Here is a 14882-nt window from a genome sequence, read left to right on the forward strand (position 1 = left end):
GGGAGGGCCGCCGTAGGGAGGCTGTGGGGGGCCGGAAGGGGGCTGGGGGTAGGACACTCGTGTGCTCCGGTCTCTCGTACACGACGGGCGGGGGTGTGACGTACCGCGGCCTGGAGGCCCGTGCACCGGACGGAGCACGCGCGGCCGTCAGGACATTATCCGACGGGAGGGACCCGTCGCGCGTGCCGGTGCCCACCCGGCCCACACGGGAACAGACGCCTCCCCTGGTCGACGGGTTCCGTTATCCCACCGTGGCCGGTACCGGTCCGTTCTGGTCGACTTCGGGTACTACGCTGTGTCGTAGAAGCCGCCCCGTCACGGCCGGGGCGGACCGCCACACGGCGGGCGGACGGCAGGCACGGCGAGCGGAGGCGGCGTGGTCGACTGGCTGACCATGACGGTTCAGATGGTGTCGCTGGCGATGGCCGGCTGGTGTCTCGTCTCCACCTTCCGTGACCAGCCCATGGTGGTCCCCCACCTGGTCGGCATGGGAGTGCTGTGGCTGCTCGTCCTCGGGCAGGTGGTCGTCTCCGTCGTCGCCATGATCGGTGGCGACATGCCCGCCGAACCGGTCATGTTCGTGTCCTACCTGGCCACCGTGGCCCTGTTGCCACCCGCGTGCGCGGTGTGGGGCTTCATGGAACGCAGCAAGTGGGGCCCCGCCGTGATCGCCTTCGCCTGCCTGATCCTGCCGGTCCTGTTCGTCCGGCTCGAACAACTCTGGAACCCCGTTGTCTGAGACCTCCGCCGCCAGGACCCTTCGTACCGGTCCCGGACGCGTCCTCGTCGCCGTCTACGCGGTGTTCGCGCTCGCCGCGACCGCACGGGGCGGCTTCCAACTGGCCACGAAGTTCCACGAGGCTCCGCTGGCCTACACCCTGTCGCTGATCGCCGGGGTGATCTACCTGGTGGCCGCGATCGGCCTGGCGCGGGCCGGACGGACCTCCCGTCTGGTCGCCCTGGTCTCGTGCACCATCGAGGCGGTCGGTGTGCTGGTGGTGGGCGCCGCCAGCGTGTTCTGGCCCGCGGTGTTCCCCGATGACACGGTGTGGTCGAACTTCGGCGGCGGCTACCTGTTCATCCCGCTGGTCCTGCCGGCGCTCGGACTGTGGTGGATCCTTCGGGTGCACCGCATGGACCGGAACTGATCCTCCACGAGCGGGCACGGAGTTAGGGTGTCACCCATGTCCGCACCTTTGACGCTTCCGGTGGCCGTCTCCGCCGACTGGCTCATCGAACACCGTGACCAGGTCGTCGTCGTCGACTCCCGTTGGTACCTCGACGGCCGCTCGGGCCGTGACGCCCACCGCTCCGGTCACCTCCCGGGCGCGGTCTTCACCGACCTGGACACCGATCTGGCCGCGCCGGCCGGTGCCGAGGTCGGCCGCCACCCACTTCCCTCCCCCACCGACTTCGCCGAAGCCCTCGGCCGTCTGGGCATCGGCGACGACGCCCGTGTGGTCGTCTACGACGACGCGGGGGGATCGGTCGCGTCCCGCCTCGTGTGGATGCTGCGTGTCATCGGCACGCCCGCGGCCTTCCTGGACGGCGGGATCCAGGCGTGGACGGGTGGACTGGAGGAGGGGGACGTCGTCCCCGAACCGGTCGACCGCACCCCCGTCCCCTGGCCGCCGGACCGGATCGCCGACACCGACACCGTACGGGACCGGCTCGAAGACCCCGCGCACCTGCTGCTCGACGCCCGTGTCCACGGCCGTTACACCGGTGAACGACCCGCGCCCGTCGACGCCCGCCCAGGGCACGTTCCGGGTGCCCGCAGCGCGGAATGGGTCCAGAACCTGGACGGCGACGGGTTCCTGGCCGACCCGCGAACCCTGCGCGAACGCTTCGCCGCCCTGGGCGCGGACTCCGCGGACACCATCACCGCCTATTGCGGATCCGGCGTCACCGCGTGCCACGACCTACTGGCCCTGGAACACGCCGGATACACCGGCACACGCCTGTACCCCGGTTCGTGGAGTCTCTGGGGAGGCGACGACTCCCTGCCGGTGGAGACGGGTGATCCCCACGCATGAGCGGTCCGGGGACCTCTCCCACCACGGCCGTTCAGAGGCAAGGCCCCTCTGAACGGCCGTTTTCCTGTTCTCCTCCGGTCATATTCGGAACCCCGCGTCCGAAATCCGCATCAGAAGAATCAGTAGGATTGCCGCCCCAGGGGACAAGAGAGGTATCACTCCCCCGTACCGCACACCCCGATCCCCCCGTCCCAGAGCGAAACGAGGAACATGGCCATCGAACTCCTGCTGCTGCTCATCGTCGTCATCGTCGTCATCGTCGTCGGCGTCATCGTCTACGCGCAGCGCGCCAAGAACCAGGCGACCCCCTCCCAGAGTCCGGCTCCGCCCCAGGACCCCTTCGCCAACGACGGCGGCGGCACCACGGGCGATCCCCGTTCCCTCAAAGCGGGCGACATGATCGACTGGGGCAACGAACGCACCTGGATCCGCGGCACCCTGCGTCTTTCCGAGGGCGGCTTCACCTGGTCGGAGCACTTCCTGGAGGTGGAGGGCGGCAAGCGCTGGCTCTCCGTGGAGGAGGACCCCGACGTGGAACTGGCCCTGTGGACCGGTCGCCCCGATCTCGAACTCATCCCTCAAGGCAAGTCCATCGAACTCGAGGGAGTCGTCTACAAGCTCCAGGAGAAGGGCACCGGCTCCTACCGCTCCGAGGGCACCACCGGTCTCAAGGCCACGGGCGGTCTCGACTACGCCGACTACGAGTCCGACGACGGCAGACTGCTGTCCTTCGAGCGCTTCGACCACGGTGGTTGGGAGGCCAGCACCGGCACCAAGGTCACCCCCGGGACCTTCACCATCTACCCAGGGAGCTGATCCGGACGTGCGCGCGAGCATCAGCGTCCCCTTCGTCGACACCTGCGCCGACGATCTGGTCTGGACCCTGGGCCACCCGCCGGTCGACCCCCTGGCCTCCCGCACGCTGCGGGTCGCCGGCGCCCGGATCGAACTGCGCGTGCTCGGAGCCTCCCACCAGGTGGTCGTCACGCCGGAACCGACGGATGCGGCGTTGATCTCGCCGGGTTCCTCTCCGGCGGGCGAACCGGTGGAGGCGGCCGGCACGACGACGAAGGACCTTACGGCGGACGAGCCGCTGGTGGAGACCGTGGCGTGTCTGCCCGGCCTGCCCGGTGGGCTGCCCTCCAGCACCGAACGTCCCCACATGGGCGGTTACCGTTTCGACTCCTCGGTGGAGTCGCTGTCCCCCACGGAACTGGCCCACCGCGTGGACCGGCTCCACCGCGAGGTCTCCGGTTCTCCGAGTGGGTTGCTCGTCACCTTCCCCGGTGACCACCTCGCGATCACCGCGCTGCACCTGACCCTCGGCAGCGGAGAACAACTCCATTGGCGCACCTGGCACGCCTATCCCCAAAGCGGCGAACTGGTGACGACCATGTCGACCGTGACACCCTGACCCCGAGGAAGACACATGGCCCCTTACTCCGGTGGAGCCACGGCTCCCAGAAACCGCGGCGCGGCGACCATGCTCATGCTGGCCGGTGTCGTCGTACTGCTGCTCCTGCTGACGGCGTGCTCCAACGACAACAGCGCGGACTGTCGGCCGTCGAACGAACCCACGAGTTCCACCCACAGCGCCTCACGCCTGTCCACTCCGAGCCCCTCCCCCACCGAGGAGTGCCGCAACCGCAGCGGCGGCGGAGGCGGAGGCGGTGGTTTCTTCTTCTTCGGTGGCGGCGGTGGCGGCGGCTCCAACAGCGGCGGCAGCGGCAGCGACACCCGCGGCGGCGGCAGCGGGTTCGGCAAGTAGGGCGCGTGGGCCCGTAGCCCCTGGTAGGGGACCTGGCGGAGCCGAGTAGGGTGCCGTTCCGGGAGCGGTCACCCGTTCCCCGAGGTCCGGCCCCCCGGCCGCCGCACCGGGTTCCGTCCTCCTCACCGTCCCTGGAAAGAAGTACTCCACGTGACCCAGTCCCAGGCCCCCCTTCGGCCCAGACTCCCGGTTCCGGCCCGGGCGGCCCGGTTCCTCGTGCTGCTGGCGGTGTTCATCTGCGCCGCCTGCGGCCTGGTGTACGAGCTGGCTCTCGTCGCCATCGGCAGCTACCTGCTGGGCGACACCATCACCCAGGCCTCCGTGGTCCTGTCCGTGATGGTGTTCGCCATGGGCGTGGGGTCCCTGCTGTCCAAACGCTTCCAGTCGCGTCCCGCCGTGTCCTTCGCGGTGATCGAGGGTCTGCTCTCCCTGGTCGGCGGCTTCTCCGTACTGTTGTTGTACGGGGCCTTCGCCTGGTTCTCCGCCTACCAACCGGCCCTGGTCCTGTTGTCGTTCGTCATCGGCGTGCTCATCGGCATGGAGATCCCCCTGTTGATGACGTTGATCCAGCGCATCCGCAGGCAGGAGGCCTCCGAGGCGGTCGCCGACCTGTTCGCGGCCGACTACGTGGGCGGTCTGATCGGGGGCCTGGCGTTCCCGTTCCTGCTCCTGCCGTTGTTGGGCCTGCCCAGGGGAGCGCTGATGGTGGGCGCGCTGAACGCGGTGGTCGGCGTGGCGGTGGTGCTGTGGTTGTTCCGGGGGGAGCTGGGTCGGCTCGCCCGCGCGGTCCTGGGCGTCGGCCTGCTCCTCATCGTCACCCTGCTCGGTCTGGCCTATCTCTACGCGGACCAGTTCGAGATGGACGCACGTCAGGCCCTCTACCGCGACCCGATCGTGCACGCCGAGCGCTCCGAGTACCAGGAGATCGTGGTCACCAGGTCCTTCGACGGCGAGGACGTGCGGATGTTCCTCAACGGGGACCTCCAGTTCTCCACCCTGGACGAATACCGCTACCACGAGTCGCTCGTCCACCCGGCGATGGCGGGACCGCGCGGGAACGTGCTGGTGCTCGGCGGCGGCGATGGTCTGGCCCTGCGCGAGATCCTCTCCTACGACGACGTGGACGCGGTGACCCTGGTGGACCTGGATCCGGCCGTGGTCGCACTCGCCTCCAGCGACCCGGTGATCAGCGACCTGAACGAGGACTCCTTCGATGATCCGCGCCTGGAGGTCGTCAACACCGACGCCTTCCAGTGGCTGCGCGAGAACCGGGAACGTTTCGACGTGGTCGTCGCGGACCTGCCGGACGGAACCGACGTCGGCACCGCCAAGCTCTACACCGTCGAGTTCTACTCGCTCCTGGGTCGGGCCCTGTCCGAGGAGGGTCGGGTGGTGGTGCAGGCGGGCTCGCCCTTCTTCGCCCCGGAGGCCTACTGGGGCGTGGGGCGCTCCCTGGAGGACGCCGGACTCTCCGCCACCCCCTACAACGTGGACGTGCCGACGTTCGGCAACTGGGGCTTCTATCTCGCCGGCGCCGACGGCGCTCCCGAGTTGCGCGTTCCCGAGGACGCTCCCGACCTGCGCTTCCTCGACGATTCCCTGCTCGCCGCCGCCCAGGTCTTTCCTCTGGACCGCCGTGAGCCGGAGGTGGAGGAGACCACCCTCATGCATCCCCGGGTGATCGACCACCACCGGGGAGCATGGCGAGGGTACTGACACGCCCCTCCTCGGGGGGAAAGGGCACCGCGCGGCCTGAGGACCTGGGCCGGTGGGCGGCCACGCGGTGTGTCTGACAGGGGGGTCGAAGGGGTGGTCGATGAGGGCGGACGCCCGTCCCGGTCCTCGCTTCCGGTCGGTCGCCACGGCCCGGTCCATCCTGTCCCGGTGTCCGGGACGGGGAGGGGCGCCACGCCGCTCCAGACACATCGCCGAACAAGCCCTTACTCAGACTTTCCCCTCCTTTTCACCCCAGACAGCCCAGATAACCCAGACCGGCCAGAGAGCCCGTGTGCGGAGCCGAGCCGTGGGGAATGGAGTCGCTCTTCGGAGGGTGGGGGTGCTCCGGATCAGGCGCGCTCCAACGCGGCGAGCGCCGTGACGGCGCCCAACTCCCAGCAGGCCTCTCGTGCTCCGGCGTCCAGGCGACCGGTCACGGTGACCGGCGGACGGTGCCTCTCCCAGCCGATGCCCTTGGCGATGGACTCCACGGACCGCACCGCGCCGGCGGTGTCGTTGTCCCCGTGCACGTACAGACCGTAGGGAAGTCCCCTCGTCGTCTCCTGCGCGGGGTAGTAGACGGTGTCGAAGAAGACCTTGAGGGCTCCGGACATGTACCCGATGTTGGCCGGGGTCCCCAGGATCAGGGCGTCCGCGCCGAACAGATCGCTGGCCGTGGCCGACAGCGCCGCCTCGGTCCGTACCTCCACTCCCTCGATCTCGTCGTCACGGGCACCGTCGAGCACGGCCTCCAACAACTCCTGGGTGGCGGGGGAGACCGTGTGGTGAACGATGAGCAGTCGTGCCATGCCCTCACCCTAGGCCGTACCCCTTCGCGGTCCCCGCCCATGCTCCTCCTCGCCTCCAGGAGGCCCCTCCGCTCGGACGACCCGAGCACGAGGAACTTCGGTGCCCACGGCGTTTCCGGTCCGTCTCGAAGACCCCGGGGCCTTCTCTTCGCGACACCCGTGGCGTGCGCCGATCGGCCGGTCCCCGTCCCGCACACTGGAGGTCGGCAGCGCGTCCGCCGACTCCGGGACGGAGGCGCACCGAGCGTTCGCACCATCGCACCGGAAAGCGGGGCCCGAGCATGAGTCAGCCTCCTTCGCGGGACCCCGGCCAGGGGCCCTGGAACGGCGGCCGGCCACCCATGATCCCGCCGCCCCCAACCGAGGTCGGCCCTCCGGGAGGTACGCACGACCCTGAGGACTCGTCCGGATCTCCCCCGTCACGAGACCCCCGGGGCCCGGGCAGGGCCTCCCCCTGGCTGTGGATCGGCCTGGGGTGCGGTGGCCTGTTCGTCCTCGGCGTCGTCCTGGTCGTGCTGATCGCCTTCGTCCTCGACGACCGCGGTCAGGACGGCGACGCCCCGGAAAGCGGGGGCACGGGCGCGCCGACCACCACCGCCGCCCCGAGGATGAACGACACCGTCGAGCACGACGGCATCCTCTTCACGGTCACCGACACCGAGGTCACCGACGAGATCGGTGACCACAGCCCTCTCGGTGAGTACCTCATCGTGCACATCGACGTCGCCAACGCGGGTGTCGACGAGTTCTGGCGGGACGAACAACACGTGTACACCTCCTCCGGAGAGCGGGTCGAGGAGGACTACGGCGCCACGCTGAAACTCAAGAGCCCCATCTGGCAGGACCTCCCCGTCGACGGCACCCCGGTGGGCGTCAGCATCGCCTTCGACGTGGAGTCCGCCTCCGACGTCTCCCACATCGGCCTGAGTTCACGTTTCCGTGGGGGCAACGAGATCAAGGTCGCCTTGGGGGACTGACCCGGCCCGTGGGGGTGGCGGCTCCGCCGACGCGACACCGGGATCGGAGGGCAAGTCCCAGCAGCCCGTGTCACCAACCTCACCGAACAGCACACCTAGGCGGCCATGCCCCGCTCGTCGTCGAGCCCGAGCCCGGCGAGCGTGGTGTTGATGTCACGGGTCACTCTGGCGAATTCGCGGGTGGACAACCAGAGCTTGTAGACGATCAGCAGTTCGAAGGCGAACATCAGCGCGGCGGAGACGGCGATCGTCACGAGCATGCCGACGGTGGAGAGGACACCGACCAGCGGCGCGATGATGAACACGCCCATCTGGAACTCGATCCCGCTGAACAGGTGCGGACGGATGCGGTTCTCACGCAGGACGTCACGGAAGCGCCGGTACCAGGGGAAGCGCCTGTCGAAGCCCTTCTGGAGCGCGGTGCTCTGGATCTGGCGGGCCTTGTGCCCCGGTGTGACGACGACCGACTCCTCCCGCCGCCCGGCCTCCTCTTCGGCGGACGCCCGAACCGGGGTGTTGACCTTCTCCGCCTCGCCGATGGAGACCTTGTCGTCGTCCTCGTCCAGACCGTCGCCACCGTCCTGGTCCACGCCGAACCGGGCGGCGATCCTACGGACACCGCTGGTGTCCTGCTGCTCCATGTTCTCCTCGACCTCACGGATGGCCTGGACGATGTGCCGCCGCATCGCGGTCCGCACCTTGGCCATCTGGGGGGAGTTGAGGTAGCGGAACATGTCGGTGAAGACGATGCCCAGGGCGAACCAGAGAAAGACGGGGTCCCCGCTCTGGGCGAACTGGCCTCCCATGAGTGCGATGGCGCAGACCAGGACACGGATGCGGTCGAACACGTAGTCGAGCCAACTGCCGAACACGGAGCCGGTGCCCTTGAGGCGGGCGATCTTGCCGTCCATGCAGTCGAGTACGAAGCTCAGATGGAAGAGCACGGCACCGGCTAGCAGCCAGTACCAGTCCGCGAGGAAGAAGCACCCCGCTGCGGCGAGACCGAGCACGAGCGCCCCGGTCGTCAGCTGGTCGGGGGTGAGGGAGGTCCTGTTCGCGGTCACCTTGACCAGTCGGGAGGCGAACGGATCGACCAGCCAGACCGTCCACCACGAGTCTCGCGGTTTATAGGTCCGCTCTCGTACATCGCTAAGGGTGAAATAAGGCATTTCTGGGGCTCCAGACACGGATCTTCACAAGGGGGTTCGCGGGGAAGATGAACGACATGAACACCAGGGGGGTTACTGACGATCCATATGAGAGGAAAACTGAAGAGATCATCGGAAAGCGTCGTGCGGGCGAACGACGACATCACGGGGAAAGCGCGCCCCACAGGGCTCCGCCGCCACGGTGAAGACCCCTCCCCTCCTCGTCGGCGCCATATCCGGGGGTACCAAGACCGGCACCTGTGAGACGCACCGACGACCCCTCGGGTTGTCCCCGGGCGAACAGAGGGGAAATTCTTATGTGCTCCTTATTTATGTATTTCTTATGGGTACCATCTCGCCTGGGGACAAAGAGAGCGGAACACTTCGCGAAAGCAGCGGGACGGCATGCGGATTCTCCTTCGTGAACGCACGGTCCGCCTTTGACGAGCGGTCCGCCCCACCCCGGGGCCCGGCCCATCGCCGACACGACCGTGCCCCCACCGAAGGCGGGGGCACGGCACGCGGAGGGTCACCACTCGTCATCGACCCGCCCGGCCTCGGCCCGCGGAGGCGGGTCGACACCGAAGGCGCCGTCATCGTCGTAGTAGTGCTCCTCCCCTTCCTCGTAGTCGTGCTCCTCGGGATACGCCACGTCGTCCACAGGTCTCCTGTCGCCGAACGGTGCCCCAGAGGGGACCCTGTGACCTATCCCACGGTTGCCCTTTTTTTACTTTTTGTCACGCGTTAACCGCCCCCGTTTTCGCCCACAACCTCCCGAGCAATGCCTCCCAATGTGACCCAGGGCACGCATTTGCCCTGTTCAGAGCACGCGTTCACACAGATTCCATCTCGACTCGGCAACATGCTCGACGCTCTCGACAGGGCACTCTCAGGCTCCACCGATACTGGACCGGCAGGACGCCATCCCCAGGTACCGACCACCTCCTCGGTCGGCCTCCGGCCGCGACCATCGGCCACGCGCCCCGCCCTCCTTCTGCTTCCGTCGAGCCCGAGGCTGATCCGTGCCCCCTCCTGCCCAGAATCACCCCGACGACGTAGCGCGAGCACCCCTCAGACCCACGACCAGGCGCCGTGCCGACATCGAGGGGCTGCGTGCCGTCGCCGCCCTGCTGATCGCCGTCTACCACATCTGGTTCGGCACGGTCTCCGGGGGCGTCGACGTCTTCCTCGTGCTCACCGGTTTCCTCATCACCGGCTCCCTGGTCCGGGCGATGGAGCGCGACGGGCGGATCGCCTTCGGCGCCTTCTGGAGCAAGCTCGTCAAGCGCCTCTTCCCCGCGGGCGCGGTCGTGCTCGCCGCGGTCCTGGTCTGCGCCCACCTGTTCGTCCCGCGTTCGCGGTGGACGGAGATCATCGGTGACGTGCAGGCCTCCGCCCTGTACTACGGGAACTGGCACCTGGCACTGGGATCGGTCGACTACATGGCGGAGAACTCCGCGGCCAGTCCGGTCCAGCACTTCTGGTCCCTGGCCGTGCAGGGGCAGTTCTACCTGCTGTGGCCCGTCCTGCTCACGGGCGCGGGTCTGCTCGCACTACGGCTGGGCCGAAGCGTGCGCGCCGCCGCGCTGATCGCCGTGACGGTCGTGCTCGCGGCCTCCTTCGGGTACTCGCTGTGGATCACCGCGACCGAGCCGGTGTGGGCCTACTTCGACACGGGCGCACGGCTGTGGGAACTCGCCCTGGGCGGCGTACTGGCCCTGGTCGTCCATCGTGTACGCCTGCCCCGCTGGATGCGCCTGGTCGCCGGATGGACCGGGCTGGTCGCGCTGATCGTCTGCGGGCTCGTCATCGGCGACTCGCTGCCCTACCCCGGGTACGCGTCACTGTGGCCGACTCTGTCGGCCCTCCTGCTCATCATCGCGGGCTCCGGCGGAGAGAACGCCCGTCTGTCCGCGAACCGCCTTCTGGGCCTGCGCCCCCTCACCTGGCTCGGCGGCCACGCGTACACGCTCTTCCTGTGGCATTGGCCGATCCTGGTCTTCTACCTGGAGATCACCGAACTGGAACGCCCGTCCCTGGCCGGTGGCCTGCTGATCCTGGGAGTCTCCTTCGCCGCCGCGTTCGCCACTGGTCGGATCGTGGACGGCGGTGTCACACGTGTGACGCGGGTCCGGACCGCCCCGTCGTGGTCGTTGGCGGCCGGGGTGCTCTTCGTCGTCCCGGTCCTGGTCGCGGGGCTGCTGTGGGAACAGTCCATCGAGCGGGACCGACAGCTGCGCATGGAACTGAGCTCCGACCCGCTGGCCTATCCCGGCGCCGCCGTGCACCTGAGCCCCGACCTGGCCGCCAACCTGCCCTCCTTGCCCGTCTACCCGGACACGTCCACGGCCCTGCGCGACACCGTCGACCAGACCCGGGAGTGCAACGCGCTGATCGACGAGACCGAGATGCGCAGTTGTGTGTTCGGCGACCCGGACTCGGAGTACACCGTGGTCCTGACCGGCAGCTCGCACGCTCGGCACTGGTTCCAGGCGTTGCGTACGGTGGCGGAGCGGCACGGGTGGCGACTGGTCGTGATGACCAAGAACGCCTGTCAGTTCAGCTCCGAGGTCCAGACCTACCGTGGTGAACCCTACGCGGAGTGCACCGCGTGGAACGAGCGGGTGATGGAGGAGCTGACACGAACGCGCCCCGACGCCGTGTTCGCGTTGGGCACCCTGTCCCAGAGGGGCGACGGCGGGGAGGAGTACGTTCCGGACGGTTTCGTGGAACGCTGGCACCAGCTGGACGAGCTGGGCACCGACGTGGTCGCGGTCCGTGACACCCCCCGTTTCGGTTTCAACGTGGCCGAGTGCGTGGACCGTAACGGTACGGAGGGCTGTGCGGAGGATCGCGACTACTCGATGGCCGAACGTTCGCCCTTCGAGGAGCTGAGCGAGGAAGGCGTCCCTGACAACACACGTTTCCTGGACATGACCGACTACCTCTGCGACGAGACCGTGTGCCACGGAGTGATCGGCAACCAGTTGGTGTACTACGACACCAACCACTTCTCCTACGCCTTCTCACAGTCGTTGGCGGTGGTCATGGAGCCGTACCTGCTCAAGGCGCTCCCCCACGCGCCCGTCAACGAGGACACCCTGGTCTCCTCGGCGGGCAGCCTGTTGTCCACGGCGCTCTCCTCCGAGGCGGCCCCGGACCTGACGCCCGTGAGAGTCGATCCGACCGGGGGCTGACGGAAGGACCCCGGCGGCTTCGGAGACGACGAAGGCGGCGGCCCTCGAAGAGGGACGCCGCCGTGTCCTCGGCGATGGTCGGGCTACTCGCCCTTCCACACCGGCGCGCGTTTCTCGGCGAAGGCCGCCGCGCCCTCCATCGCGTCCTGGCTGACGAAGACCGGACCGGTCAGTTCGTTCTGCCTCTCCCACATCTGGTCCGTGGACCAGTCGTCGGAGGCGACCATGACCTCCTTGGACACCCGCACGGCCAACGGACCGTTGGCCGTGATCCGCGCGGCCAACTCCTTGGCGCCGTCCAGAGCGCTCCCGCTGGCGGTGACGCGGTTGACCAGGCCGAGTTCGGCCATGCGTGGGGCTTCGACGAAGTCGCCCGTCAGGGCGAATTCCATGGCGATGTTGCGCGGGATGCGGTGCTGTAGGCGCAACAGGCCGCCCGCCCCGGCGACCAGGCCGCGTTTGACCTCGGGGATGCCGAACCTGGCGTCCTCGGCCGCCACGACCAGGTCACAGGCCAGTACCGCCTCGAACCCGCCCGCCAGCGCGTAGCCCTCCACCGCGGCGATCAGGGGCTTCTTCGGTCCGCGCTCGGCGAAACCGCCGAACCCGCGACCCTCCACGATCGGGACCTCGCCCTTCATGAAGGCCTTGAGGTCCATCCCGGCACAGAAGGTGCCGCCCGCTCCGGTGATGATGCCGACGGTCAGATCCTTGCGCGAGTCAAGGTCGTCCAGCGCCTCGGCGATGCGGGCCGCGACCGCGGCGTTGACCGCGTTCTTGGCCTGAGGCCGATTGATGGTGATGACGGCGACGCCGTCCTCCGCCGTGTAGAGAACCTCGTCAGACACTGTGTCCCCCTACTTCGGCGGCATGCGCAGCGCGCCGTCGATACGGACGACCTCGCCGTTGACGTAGCTGATCTCCAACAGTGCGCGGGCCAGCTTGCCGAACTCCTCGGCGGTGCCCAGACGCTTGGGGAAGGGGATCGGGGCGGCCAGACGCTGCTTGAACTCCTCGGCGCCCTCGCCCTGTCCGTAGATGGGCGTCTCCAGGATGCCGGGGGCGATGGTGTTGACCGAGATGCCCACGGCCGCGAGGTCACGGGCGGCCGGGAGGGTCATGCCGATGACGCCGCCCTTGGAGGAGGAGTAGGCGATCTGTCCGATCTGCCCCTCGATGCCCGCCAGGGAGGCGGTGTTGACGATGGAGCCGCGCTCGCCGTCCTCGTTGAGGGGCTCGGTCTTGGCGATCTCGGCGGCGGCCAGACGCAGCACGTTGAAGGTACCGATGAGGTTGACCTGGATGACCTTCTGATAGCTGTCCAGGTCGTGCGGGTTGCCGTGCCGGTCGACGGTGCGGTTCGCCCAGGCGATACCGGCACAGGAGACGGCCACCCGGAAGGGCCTGCCGGTGTCGACGGCGGCCTGGACCGCGGCCTGGACCTGGTCCTCCTGGGAGACGTCGGTGCTGACGAAGACACCTCCGATCTCCTTGGCCACGGCCTCACCGCGTTCGGCGTTGAGGTCGGCGATGACGACGGTCGCGCCCGCCGAGGCGAGTTCCCTTGCGGTGGCCTCGCCCAGGCCACTCGCGCCGCCCGAGACGAGGGCGGAGATTCCGTTGAGATCCATGGGCCGCACTCTACAGAGGATGCGACCCACACACTAGAACCAGGTTCGGTCAATTGCGGGTGACCCCGCCCGAGCAGGGGATCTCCACAGCGCCGGACCCTTTCAGGGAAACGGCCCTGCGGCGCCGTCACGGAGAGCCGGAGGATCCGGAGGAGGCCGGCAACAGCACCTGTTACTCCCCCTCACGGAGCCCTTCTCGCAGTGGAGGTCGGTCCGAGGAGTCCGAGGAGCGGGACCGCCTGACAAAACCGGACAAATACGCCCTGGCTGGCATTCCTCATTCCTGGAGGGTCGAGAAGGAAAAAGGGGAACCCGCCATCCACGTATACGAACTCGACGGTTCGAGGGCGCCGCAGAACGTTCCCACCGCCATCGCCGGGGATCGACTCGGACTGGACGTACCGTTTCCGATCGACATCGGCCTGAAGGCGCCGGCCGGGCAGGGCACCGTCTCCTGCCCCCTACGGGGACCGGACTCCCCTACCGGGGCCACCAGGGAAACCTGGAACCGCGATCGTCGTCGTCCTCTTGACGAGTCGGATCCAACGTGCCGGGACATCACACCTAGCGACCCGAACGCCCCAGACGGCGTTGCCGGCGGCGCTGGTGCCATCGGGGCAGCGCCTCCCTGGCCAGGTCCGCGGCCCCGATCAGGCCCGCCTCGTTACCCAGGGCGGCCGCCACCACCCGGGCCTCGGGCCGGTAGCCCCGACCGGTCAGGTAGCGCCCGAAGACCTCTCTGGCGGGCTCCAGAAGCAGATCTCCGGCCTCCGACACACCGCCGCCCACGATGAACAGCTCGGGATCGAACGCGGCGGCGAGGTCGGCCAGACCCGCGCCCAGCCATTCCCCCGCGTCGCGCATGAGCTCCCCGCACATCCGGTCGCCCTTGCGCGCCAACTCGCTGACCAGGGAGCCGGTGACCTGTCTGGCGTCACCGCCCACGGCCTGGTGCAGCGCCCCCGCCATCGGCGACTCGGAGAGCACCAGCGCACGGGCCTCCCTGGCCAGCGCGTTACCGCTGGCGTACTGCTCCCAGCAGCCTCGGTTACCGCACTCGCACAGGTGGCCTCCCGGCACCACCGTCATGTGACCGAACTCCCCGGCCAGGCCGTACCGCCCCCGTCGTAACCGGCCGTCGAGCACCACGGCGCCGCCGATGCCCGTCCCCAGGTTCACCACCACGAGGTCGTCCACGCCCCGGCCCGCCCCGGCGCGGACCTCGGCCCAGGCGGAGGCGTTGGCGTCGTTCTCCACCACCACGGGAAGCCCCAGGCGCAGCGCCAGGGAGTCCCGCAGCGGCTCCCGACGCCAGGACAGGTGCGGTGCGAACAGGACCTCCGCCCGGCGCTCGTCGACGAACCCCGCGGCGCCCACGCCCACGGCGCGCACCCGGAAGTCCCGGCGCAGTTCCTCCACCAACGAGACGATCGTGTCCTCCACGATCTGCGGGCTCTTGCTGCGTCCGGGGGTCTGCGTGCGCAGCCGTGCCAGGATGCGCCCTCCGGGCGTCACCACGCCCGCCGCCACCTTCGTCCCGCCGATGTCCACACCGATCGTCAAGGAGTGTCCGGTGTCCGCCATAGTGACCATTCCGACC

At 68.9% G+C, this 14882-nt stretch carries 15 protein-coding genes; 9 read left to right on the top strand and 6 right to left on the bottom strand.

The window, feature by feature from the left end:
- Nucleotides 1-376 precede the first annotated feature (376 nt).
- The 7 genes from PFX91_RS20885 to PFX91_RS20915 all read left to right on the top strand — a co-directional run bounded on the left by PFX91_RS20885 (nt 377) and on the right by PFX91_RS20915 (nt 5520).
- Nucleotides 377-739, top strand: coding sequence for a hypothetical protein (locus PFX91_RS20885; protein ID WP_285734430.1), 363 nt, complete (start codon nt 377-379; stop codon nt 737-739).
- Entirely contained in the window at nt 732-1148 is a 417-nt protein-coding gene (locus PFX91_RS20890; protein ID WP_285734432.1) for a hypothetical protein, read from the top strand. Before PFX91_RS20885 ends, PFX91_RS20890 begins: the two co-directional genes overlap by 8 nt.
- A gap of 36 nt (nt 1149-1184) precedes the next feature.
- Nucleotides 1185-2036 carry a sulfurtransferase gene (locus tag PFX91_RS20895; protein WP_285734433.1) on the top strand — a complete coding sequence of 284 codons (852 nt, stop codon included), beginning with the start codon at nt 1185-1187 and terminating at the stop codon, nt 2034-2036.
- Nucleotides 2037-2246: 210 nt separating this feature from the next.
- Nucleotides 2247-2852 (top strand): DUF4178 domain-containing protein, encoded by a 606-nt coding sequence (locus PFX91_RS20900; protein ID WP_285734435.1) that lies wholly within the window; start codon nt 2247-2249, stop codon nt 2850-2852.
- 7 nt (nt 2853-2859) lie between these two features.
- Nucleotides 2860-3450 carry a DUF2617 family protein gene (locus tag PFX91_RS20905; RefSeq protein ID WP_285734437.1) on the top strand — a complete coding sequence of 197 codons (591 nt, stop codon included), beginning with the start codon at nt 2860-2862 and terminating at the stop codon, nt 3448-3450.
- 15 nt (nt 3451-3465) lie between these two features.
- A complete protein-coding gene (locus PFX91_RS20910) occupies nt 3466-3804 on the top strand; it encodes a hypothetical protein (protein WP_285734440.1) in 339 nt (112 codons plus the stop codon).
- 150 nt (nt 3805-3954) lie between these two features.
- Nucleotides 3955-5520 carry a polyamine aminopropyltransferase gene (locus PFX91_RS20915; RefSeq protein ID WP_285734443.1) on the top strand — a complete coding sequence of 522 codons (1566 nt, stop codon included), beginning with the start codon at nt 3955-3957 and terminating at the stop codon, nt 5518-5520.
- A gap of 350 nt (nt 5521-5870) precedes the next feature.
- On the opposite strand, the gene PFX91_RS20920 is transcribed toward PFX91_RS20915, so the two are convergent.
- A complete protein-coding gene (locus tag PFX91_RS20920) occupies nt 5871-6329 on the bottom strand; it encodes a flavodoxin family protein (protein ID WP_285734445.1) in 459 nt (152 codons plus the stop codon).
- A 281-nt stretch (nt 6330-6610) separates the two neighbouring features.
- Between PFX91_RS20920 and PFX91_RS20925 the strand changes: the two genes are divergently transcribed.
- Complete coding sequence (locus PFX91_RS20925; protein WP_285734447.1) at nt 6611-7306, top strand: DUF4352 domain-containing protein; 696 nt, start codon at nt 6611-6613, stop codon at nt 7304-7306.
- A gap of 95 nt (nt 7307-7401) precedes the next feature.
- On the opposite strand, the gene PFX91_RS20930 is transcribed toward PFX91_RS20925, so the two are convergent.
- Together PFX91_RS20930 and PFX91_RS20935 are read right to left on the bottom strand one after the other, a co-directional pair.
- Nucleotides 7402-8475, bottom strand: a complete 1074-nt coding sequence (locus PFX91_RS20930; protein ID WP_285734449.1) for a CDP-alcohol phosphatidyltransferase family protein — start codon at nt 8473-8475, stop codon at nt 7402-7404.
- 508 nt (nt 8476-8983) lie between these two features.
- Nucleotides 8984-9115, bottom strand: coding sequence for a hypothetical protein (locus PFX91_RS20935; protein ID WP_285734451.1), 132 nt, complete (start codon nt 9113-9115; stop codon nt 8984-8986).
- Nucleotides 9116-9476: 361 nt separating this feature from the next.
- Here PFX91_RS20935 and PFX91_RS20940 point away from each other — a divergent pair, with 361 nt between their 5' ends.
- Nucleotides 9477-11651 (top strand): acyltransferase family protein, encoded by a 2175-nt coding sequence (locus PFX91_RS20940; RefSeq protein ID WP_502888347.1) that lies wholly within the window; start codon nt 9477-9479, stop codon nt 11649-11651.
- Nucleotides 11652-11734: 83 nt separating this feature from the next.
- On the opposite strand, the gene PFX91_RS20945 is transcribed toward PFX91_RS20940, so the two are convergent.
- The 3 genes from PFX91_RS20945 to PFX91_RS20960 form a co-directional block, all read right to left on the bottom strand.
- The gene (locus tag PFX91_RS20945; RefSeq protein WP_285734453.1) at nt 11735-12499 is read right to left on the bottom strand and encodes a crotonase/enoyl-CoA hydratase family protein; all 765 of its coding nucleotides are present in this window, start codon (nt 12497-12499) and stop codon (nt 11735-11737) included.
- 9 nt (nt 12500-12508) lie between these two features.
- Nucleotides 12509-13282: an SDR family oxidoreductase gene (locus tag PFX91_RS20950; protein ID WP_285734455.1), complete on the bottom strand. Its 774-nt coding sequence runs from the start codon at nt 13280-13282 to the stop codon at nt 12509-12511.
- A gap of 564 nt (nt 13283-13846) precedes the next feature.
- Entirely contained in the window at nt 13847-14875 is a 1029-nt protein-coding gene (locus tag PFX91_RS20960; RefSeq protein WP_502888348.1) for an ROK family glucokinase, read from the bottom strand.
- Nucleotides 14876-14882: the final 7 nt, after the last annotated feature.

The organism is Nocardiopsis sp. ATB16-24, assembly GCF_030271535.1.
Taxonomy (GTDB): domain Bacteria; phylum Actinomycetota; class Actinomycetes; order Streptosporangiales; family Streptosporangiaceae; genus Nocardiopsis.

Coding starts and splice junctions, on each gene's coding strand:
- PFX91_RS20895 (WP_285734433.1), top strand. CDS start 1,185: ATGTCCGCACCTTTGACGCTTCCGGTGGCCGTCTCCGCCGACTGGCTC.
- PFX91_RS20900 (WP_285734435.1), top strand. CDS start 2,247: ATGGCCATCGAACTCCTGCTGCTGCTCATCGTCGTCATCGTCGTCATC.
- PFX91_RS20910 (WP_285734440.1), top strand. CDS start 3,466: ATGGCCCCTTACTCCGGTGGAGCCACGGCTCCCAGAAACCGCGGCGCG.
- PFX91_RS20920 (WP_285734445.1), bottom strand. CDS start 6,329: ATGGCACGACTGCTCATCGTTCACCACACGGTCTCCCCCGCCACCCAG.
- PFX91_RS20925 (WP_285734447.1), top strand. CDS start 6,611: ATGAGTCAGCCTCCTTCGCGGGACCCCGGCCAGGGGCCCTGGAACGGC.
- PFX91_RS20930 (WP_285734449.1), bottom strand. CDS start 8,475: ATGCCTTATTTCACCCTTAGCGATGTACGAGAGCGGACCTATAAACCG.
- PFX91_RS20950 (WP_285734455.1), bottom strand. CDS start 13,282: ATGGATCTCAACGGAATCTCCGCCCTCGTCTCGGGCGGCGCGAGTGGC.
- PFX91_RS20960 (WP_502888348.1), bottom strand. CDS start 14,875: ATGGTCACTATGGCGGACACCGGACACTCCTTGACGATCGGTGTGGAC.